The 7,800-nt window shown below is 63.7% G+C and carries 5 protein-coding genes and 1 rRNA gene; 5 read left to right on the forward strand and 1 reads right to left on the reverse strand.

Going from position 1 to position 7,800, the window contains the following annotated elements:
• The first annotated feature begins 1 nt into the window (after nt 1).
• The 5 genes from rrf (at nt 2) to HGB41_RS23045 (ending at nt 6,974) form a co-directional block, all read left to right on the forward strand.
• Nucleotides 2-114, forward strand: a 5S ribosomal RNA gene (gene rrf / locus HGB41_RS23025).
• Nucleotides 115-246: 132 nt separating this feature from the next.
• The gene (locus tag HGB41_RS23030; RefSeq protein ID WP_171088648.1) at nt 247-1,704 is read left to right on the forward strand and encodes a DUF3375 domain-containing protein; all 1,458 of its coding nucleotides are present in this window, start codon (nt 247-249) and stop codon (nt 1,702-1,704) included.
• Complete coding sequence (locus HGB41_RS23035; protein ID WP_171088649.1) at nt 1,697-2,290, forward strand: DUF4194 domain-containing protein; 594 nt, start codon at nt 1,697-1,699, stop codon at nt 2,288-2,290. Before HGB41_RS23030 ends, HGB41_RS23035 begins: the two co-directional genes overlap by 8 nt.
• Nucleotides 2,287-5,772, forward strand: coding sequence for an ATP-binding protein (locus HGB41_RS23040; RefSeq protein ID WP_171088650.1), 3,486 nt, complete (start codon nt 2,287-2,289; stop codon nt 5,770-5,772). Before HGB41_RS23035 ends, HGB41_RS23040 begins: the two co-directional genes overlap by 4 nt.
• A complete protein-coding gene (locus tag HGB41_RS23045) occupies nt 5,769-6,974 on the forward strand; it encodes a DUF3322 domain-containing protein (protein WP_171088651.1) in 1,206 nt (401 codons plus the stop codon). The genes HGB41_RS23040 and HGB41_RS23045 overlap by 4 nt, the downstream gene beginning before the upstream one ends.
• A gap of 13 nt (nt 6,975-6,987) precedes the next feature.
• On the opposite strand, the gene HGB41_RS23050 is transcribed toward HGB41_RS23045, so the two are convergent.
• Nucleotides 6,988-7,389 (reverse strand): DUF2061 domain-containing protein, encoded by a 402-nt coding sequence (locus tag HGB41_RS23050; protein ID WP_171088652.1) that lies wholly within the window; start codon nt 7,387-7,389, stop codon nt 6,988-6,990.
• Between the last annotated feature and the right edge of the window lie 411 nt (nt 7,390-7,800).

The following is a 7,800-nucleotide window of genomic DNA, read 5'->3' on the forward strand; positions in this document are numbered from 1 at the left end:
GCCTGATGACCATAGCAAGTCGGTCCCACCCCTTCCCATCCCGAACAGGACCGTGAAACGACTTTGCGCCGATGATAGTGCTGCAACCAGTGTGAAAGTAGGTTATCGTCAGGCTAGTTATAAGAGAAAGCCCGTCCAGTGATCTGGACGGGCTTTTTTGCGTTTGACTTTGCTGTGCGCTTTATCCCTTTGTCAAATTATTCAACTCACAGTACAGTCATACGATACATCCACGGACATCGGAAGATGGACTATCACCAGCTCGTTCTCCAACGGCGTTCCCATCCCGCCTGGCGCCTCCTTGCGGCCGACCATGTACCCATGATCGCCAGTTTCCTGCACCGCAGCTTCGTCGCGCCGAACATCCGCACGATCCCGCGCCAGGCGCTCGCCTCCCAGCTCGACGATCACTTGTTCCAGATCCACCAGGTCGAAGGACAGGGCGCGTACCCGAAAAGCGCCGCCGCCTACCTGGACGACTGGGCCTCCGACGAGCGCGGCTGGCTTCGGAAATATTATCCCCAAGGCCAGGACGAACCGCACTATGACCTGACGTCGTCGGCGGAACAGGCGATCGAGTGGCTCGGCGCCCTGGGCCAGCGCGCCTTCATCGGTACCGAGTCGCGCCTGATGACCGTGTTTGACCTGCTTAAACAGATCGTCGACGGCACCGAACTGAATCCGCGCACGCGCATCGAAGAACTACAGAAGCGCAAAGCCGAGATTGATGCGGAGATTGCCCAGATCAGGGAAGGCCGCCTCGATCTCATGGAGCCGACCCAGGTGCGCGAGCGCTTCCTGCAGATGGCGAGCACCGCGCGCGAGCTGCTGTCCGATTTCCGCGCCCTGGACCAGAACTTCCGCAGCCTGGACCGGAGCGTACGCGAACAGATCGCGACCTGGGAAGGAGGCAAGGGTGAATTGCTGCAGCAGGTGTTCGGTTGGCGTGACCTCATCGCGGATTCCGACGAGGGCCGCAGTTTCCGCGCGTTCTGGGATCTCCTGATGTCGCCCTCGCGCCAGGATGAACTCAGCAAATTACTGGATCGCGTCATGCAGCTTGGGCCGATTCGCGAACTGGAGCCAGATGGCCGCCTCAGACGCATCCACTACGACTGGCTCGAGGCCGGCGAAGTCACTCAGCGCACCGTGGCGCGCCTGTCCGGGCAGCTGCGCCGCTACCTCGACGACCAGGCCTGGATCGAGAACCGCCGCATCATGGAACTGATTCGCGGCGTCGAACAAAAGGCGCTGGCCGTGCGCGCCCGGGTGCCGGAGGGAGCCTTCGCCGTCATCGACGAGCCTGCGCCCGAGATCGGCCTGCCGATGGAGCGCCTGCTCTACAACCCGCCCTTCAAGGCCGACATCCGCAACGTCATCATAGAAGACGCCGCGGCCGATATCGCCAGCGACGCCCTGTTCGAGCAAGTCCACGTCGACCAGGCGCGCCTGTTGTCCAACATCCGGCGCGCACTGCAGGCCCGCAGCCAGGTAACGCTGGCGGCGCTGGTGGCGGAACGCCCGATCGAGCAAGGCCTGGCCGAGCTGGCGACCTACCTGAAACTGGCCACGCAAGAGGTCGCTGCCGTGATCGACGACGAGCGCACCGAACTGGTGTCCTGGACCGACAGCGCCGGCCGCATGCGCCAGGCATCGCTGCCACTTGTCATCTTTACCCTGCGCGAGCATACATCCGATGAATGACGACGACCGCCTGGGCCCCATCCTGGTCCACCTGTTTCAGGGCGTGCTGTACCAAGAGTACGCCGCCGCGCAATGGCAGGCCCTGCTCGACCTGCAGGCACGCGTGCGCGACTATTGCGCTGTCATCGGCCTCGAGCTGATCTTCGACGAAGCCGAAGGCTACGCCTACCTGCGCCAGCGCCCCCGCTCGCTGGAAGAGGCCGACATGCCGCGCCTGGTGCAGCGGCGCCCTTTGAGTTTCCCCGTCAGCCTGATCCTGGTCCTGCTGCGCAAGAAACTGGCCGAATTCGACGCCACTGGCGGCGATACCCGGCTGGTGGTCAGCCGCGAAGACATCGCGGAACAGATGCGCCTGTTCCTGCCGGACACCGCGAACGAGGCGCGCCTGCTCGACCGCATGGAGACACACATGAACAAGGTCGTCGAGCTCGGATTCCTGCGTCGCCTGCGCGGCCAGGACAGCCAATACGAAGTACGCCGGATCCTGAAAGCCTTTGTCGACGCGCAATGGCTCGACGAATTCGACAAGCGCCTCGACGCCTACACCAGCCACGCCAGCTCGGCTATCGGAGAGGAAAGCACATGAACGCCCCATTCGGCGTCAATCCATCCGCACAGGCTGTCCAGGCGCAGTTCGACCTGGCCGGTCCGGGCGATTCGGCGCCCGATGTCCCGCCGGATGTCCAGCCTGGCCTACGGCTGGATGCCGCGCCACCCGAGCCCGCTGATGGCGCCGAACGTGCCGGCTTCCGCCTGCACCGCTTCGAGGTGTACAACTGGGGCACCTTCCACCAGCGCGTGTGGCGCATGCACCCGGGCGGCGACAACATGCTCCTGACCGGTGACATCGGTTCGGGCAAGTCGACCCTGGTGGATGCCTTGACCACCCTGCTTGTTCCGGCCAACAAGATTTCGTACAACAAGGCGGCCGGCGCCGAATCGCGCGAGCGCAGCCTGCGTACCTATGTGCTCGGCCACTATAAGTCCGAGCGCGGCGACACCGGCATGACGGCACGCGCCGTGCCGCTGCGCGACCACCACAGCTATTCTGTCCTGCTGGGCGAATTCCGCAACGAGGGCTTCGACCAGACCGTCACGCTGGCCCAGGTATTCTGGCTGAAAGATCCACGCGGCCAGCCGGAGCGTTTCTACGTCGTGTCCGACGCCAGCCTGTCGATTGCGGAGCACTTCGCAGGCTTCGGCACCGATATCACGCAGTTGCGCAAACGCCTGCGCGCCATTGCCGGCGTCACCCTGTTCGACAGCTTCCCGCCCTATGGCGCCGAGTTCCGGCGCCGCTTCGGCATCGGCTCCGAGCAGGCGATGGACCTGTTCAACCAGACCGTTTCCATGAAATCAGTCGGCAACCTGACCGAGTTCGTGCGCGAGCACATGCTCGAGCCCTTCCCGGTACAGTCACGCATCGACGCCCTGATCGCCCACTTCGACGACCTGAACCGTGCCCACGAAGCGGTCTTGAAGGCGCAGGCCCAGATCGATGCACTGTTGCCCCTGGTTGCCGATTGCGACCGCCATGCGGCGCTGGTGCAGAGCGTGGATGAACTGCGCAGCTGCCGCGATGCGCTGCGCCCCTGGTTCGCCGGGCTGAAGGCGGCACTGCTCGACAAGCGCATCGCCAACCTCGACGCCGAGGAAGAGCGGGCCGCAGGCAAGCTCGCACAGCTGCAGGAACTGCGGCGCGCCCAGCGCCGTACGCGCGACGAACTGACTGCCGCCATTTCCGCCAACGGCGGCAACCGCATCGAACAGATCAAGAGCGACATCGCCCGGCACGACGCCACCAGGCAGGAAAAAGCCAGGCGCGCCGAACAATACAAGATCATCGCGGGCGCCGTCGGCCTGCCCGGCGCGCTCGATACCGACACCTTCAACGCCAACCGCCGCGCCATTGCGCAAGGCCAGGCCGACTGCATCGCACAGCGCGACGAACGCAGCAACCGGCTCACCGAAGCCGGCGTAACGGTGCGCGAACTGCGGCGCCTGCACGGCGAACTCACCAGCGAACTCGAATCGCTGCGCCAGCGCCGCTCGAACATCCCGCGCCAGATGCTGATGGTGCGCGAGGCATTGTGCGAAGCCTTGGCGATCCCTGCGGACAAGCTGCCGTTTGCCGGCGAACTAATCCAGGTGCGCGAGGAAGAGGCAGCATGGGAGGGCGCAGCCGAGCGCCTGCTGCACGCATTCGGCCTGTCGCTGCTGGTGCCCGAAGCCTATTACGCCCAGGTTGCCGCCTGGGCCGACCGCACCCACCTGGGCGCGCGGCTGGTCTATTACCGGGTGCGTCCGGGTGTGGCAGCCGAGCGGCAGGGGACGCACCCGCAGTCGCTGGCGCGCAAGCTGGCGATCCAGCCCGATTCGCCTTTCTATGCCTGGATCGAGGCCGAGCTGGCGCGCCGGTTCGACTATGCCTGCTGCGACAGCATGGACCAGTTCCGCCGCGAGCAGCGGGCCATCACGCCCAATGGGCAGGTGAAGGCCGGCGGCGAGCGCCACGAGAAGGACGACCGCCACCAGATCGGCGACCGCACCCGCTACGTGCTCGGCTGGACCAATGAAGCCAAGATCGCCGCGCTCGCCAGGCAGGAGCGCGACCTCGCCACCCGCATCCACGCTCACGCGCAGCAGATTCTCGCCCTGAAGGGTGAGGTCGACGAGTGGAACAAGCTGCACGGCCTGTGGCAGCAGCTCGCGGTCTATACCGACTTCGCCGAGCTCGACTGGAAGCCGCTGGTCGCCGCGATCGACCAGCTCGAGCGCGAACGGCAGGAGCTGGCAGCATCGTCCGACGTGCTGCGCACGCTGCAGGCGCAGTTGCGCGAGCTCGACGTCGCCCTGGCCGACACCGAAACCCAGCACGATGCCGCCGCCAAGGTGGAGGCCACGGTCGTCGAAAAGCTGCGCCATGCGCGGCAACTGCGCGAAGAGGCCGGCGCACTGGCCGGCACGATCGACGCCGCGCGCCAAGGTTCGCTCGAACCGCGGCTGGAAGCCCTGCGCGCCGAAGCACTGGGCGAGCATGTGCTGACAGTCGAATCGTCCGATAACCGTGAGCGCGACATGCGCGAGTTCCTGCAGGCGCGTATCGACGCCGAAGGCAAGAAGATTGACCGGCTACGCGACGCAATCATTTCCGGCATGCAGAATTACACCTCCGCCTGGCCACTCGATGCACGCGAGGTCGACGTCAGCATCGAGGCGGCCGGTGAATTCCGGCGCATGCTGCAAGCCTTGCAGGCGGACGACTTGCCACGCTTCGCCAGCCGCTTCAAGGAGCTGCTGAACGAGAACACGATCCGCGAGATTGCCGGTTTCCAGTCTCAGCTCAAGCGCGAAAGGGAAACGATCCGCGAGCGGATCGACATCATCAACACCTCGCTGCATGCGATCGACTACAACCCCAACCGCTATATCGCGCTGGAGGCGGAGCCGAGCCTCGATGCCGACCTGCGCGACTTCCAGCACGACCTGCGCAGCTGCACCGAAGGCGCACTCACCGGCTCGCCCGACGAGGAATATACCGAGACTAAGTTCCTGCAGGTGCGGCGCATTATCGAACGTTTCCGTGGCCGCGAAGGCAGCGGCGAGATGGACAAGCGCTGGACCCGCAAAGTTACCGATGTGCGCAACTGGTTCGTCTTCTCGGCGTCGGAGCGCTGGCGCGAGGACGGCCGCGAACACGAGCACTATTCCGACGCCGGCGGCAAATCCGGTGGCCAGAAAGAAAAGCTTGCCTATACCGTGCTGGCCGCTAGCCTGGCCTACCAGTTCGGGCTGGAGTGGGGCGCGGTGCGGTCGCGCTCGTTCCGCTTCGTGGTGATCGATGAAGCCTTCGGCCGTGGTTCCGACGAGTCGGCGCGCTATGGGCTCGAGCTGTTCCGGCGCATGAACCTGCAACTGCTGATCGTGACCCCGCTCCAGAAGATCCACATCATCGAGCCCTATGTCTCCGGTCTTGGCTTCGTGCACAGCGAAGAAGGGCGCCTGTCGATGCTGCGCTACCTGAGCATCGAGGAATTCCGTGCCGAGCGCGAGGCGCGCGGCGGATGAGGGGCGTGCGCACGGCAAGGTGGACGACGCCAGAGGACATTGTCGCCAGCACCAGGCAACTGTGGGACAGCGGAGCCTTGCTGCGGGCACGCTTCGAAGGTGCGGCGCTGTTTCCCTATGAGCTGCGCCTTCGGCAGCCTGGCGTCGCCGACATGGGGGAACAGTTCGAGGCGGTGCGCGCATGGATCGGTGCGCTGGCCGTGGGGGACCGCGAGCGCAGGGGATATGGCTATGACCTGGTCTGGCGTGCGGTCAATCACCGCCAGCTCGGGCGCAACAACATCCCGGTAGCAGCAGTGATTCCGTCTGTAGAAGATGCGTTGCGCATGATCGGGCGCGCGGCGGATGCCCGGCTTTTCGACCGTCTCGCAGGCGCGACCCTGGAAGCTTTCCCCGCTTTGCGTGCCTGGTTAGGCAGCCAGCCACTCAAGCTGCTGGACCATGCCGACGCATGGGAGCGTGTCCTCGCGGTATTGCACTGGTTCGTCGCGCATCCGCTACCGGGTATCTATCTGCGCCAGCTCGACATCGAGGGCGTCGACACCAAGTTTATCGAATCGCGCAGGGGCCTGCTCACGGAACTGCTCGACCAGGTCTTGCCGGCTGGGGCAATGTTGGCGAATACCAGTGGCGTTGGCCAGTTCGAAACCCGGTTCGGATTGGTGTCCAAGCCCGCGCTGATCCGCTTTCGCATGCTTGATCCCGGCCATTTCATCGGAGGCCTGTCGGACCTGACTGTGCCGGTAGCCCAGTTCGCGACGCTCGATACCCGGGTAGAACGGGTATTCGTTACCGAGAACGAGGTCAATGCGCTCGCGTTCCCCCCGGTGCGGTCAGGGATGGTGGTATTTGGCGGCGGCTATGGAATCGACCGGCTTGCACAGACCGGCTGGCTGCACGACCGGGAGCTGCTGTATTGGGGCGATATCGACACCCACGGCTTTGCGATCCTGGACCGCCTGCGCGCGAACTTGCCGCACGTGCGCTCGCTGCTAATGGACGCCCAGACCTTGCATGTGCATGCGCGGCTATGGGGCCAGGAAGATCCCGACAAGCGCTATACCGGCGAGCTTGGTCGACTGACGGATGCGGAGCATCAGCTGTTTATTGAACTATGTGACAACATCCACGGAGAGCGGCTGCGCATGGAGCAGGAGCGCGTTGGTTACCGGTGGGCGCTGGCAGCAATCCGAAACGCCTGACCCGGTTATCGCTTTAGACGGCAGCGAATTGGCGTGTGCCCAGCGCATCCCACGCGCGGTCATGCAGCGGTAGCAGGATTACATTGCACACCGGTTCGAGGATCGCGGCGACGCCACCGAGCACCGCGGAGCCGGTCGCCGCGTACATGACAGCGAATGCAACCCCGGCGTGCAAGCTGGCCTGGCTCACTTTCTCCCCGGCGAGGAGCGCCAATCCGCCGTGCGCAGCCCCGCGATCAAGCCGGGCGCGGGCCCACATTTTCTCGTGGAAGGGCAGCAGGACCACATTGATCACCGGCTCGACAATGATCGCCAGTCCACCGAACACGATGGACCCTGTCACGCTGTAGGCGATGACGAACGCGATCGCCATGTGGGTTCCGACCTGACTCAGTTTCTTCGCTGCTGCTGCCATGACCCGCTCCCTTATCGATCTGGGTAAATGATACGGATTCATGTTCAATAGCATAAGTAAATTATTTCTAACAATTCGATAGAATTCCGCTATACCACTCCGTGAGCAAGAAGCCAGGACAACTAAATTTCACGGCTTGCGGCAATGGTGAGTATTTGTTATAGTTCTGCTCCTCCGACGCACAAGCAGCCTTCCAGGCAGCGCAGCGAAGGAAAAGAGGGAGTTGACGAGCAACGCGAAACACTGCATAATCGCTCTCCTGCTGCTGACGAACACAACGCTTCGTCAAGTGCAGCAAGGCAGTACCGAATACCGTTCTTTAAAAATTTACAGTCGATAAGTGTGGGCGTTTGATGAAGGTGCCAAGAGCTTCGGTTCTTGATTACTTAAATTATCAAATGTTCACAAAAA

The sequence above is a fragment of the Telluria aromaticivorans genome, from assembly GCF_013003915.1.
In the GTDB taxonomy this organism is placed as follows: domain Bacteria; phylum Pseudomonadota; class Gammaproteobacteria; order Burkholderiales; family Burkholderiaceae_D; genus Telluria; species Telluria aromaticivorans.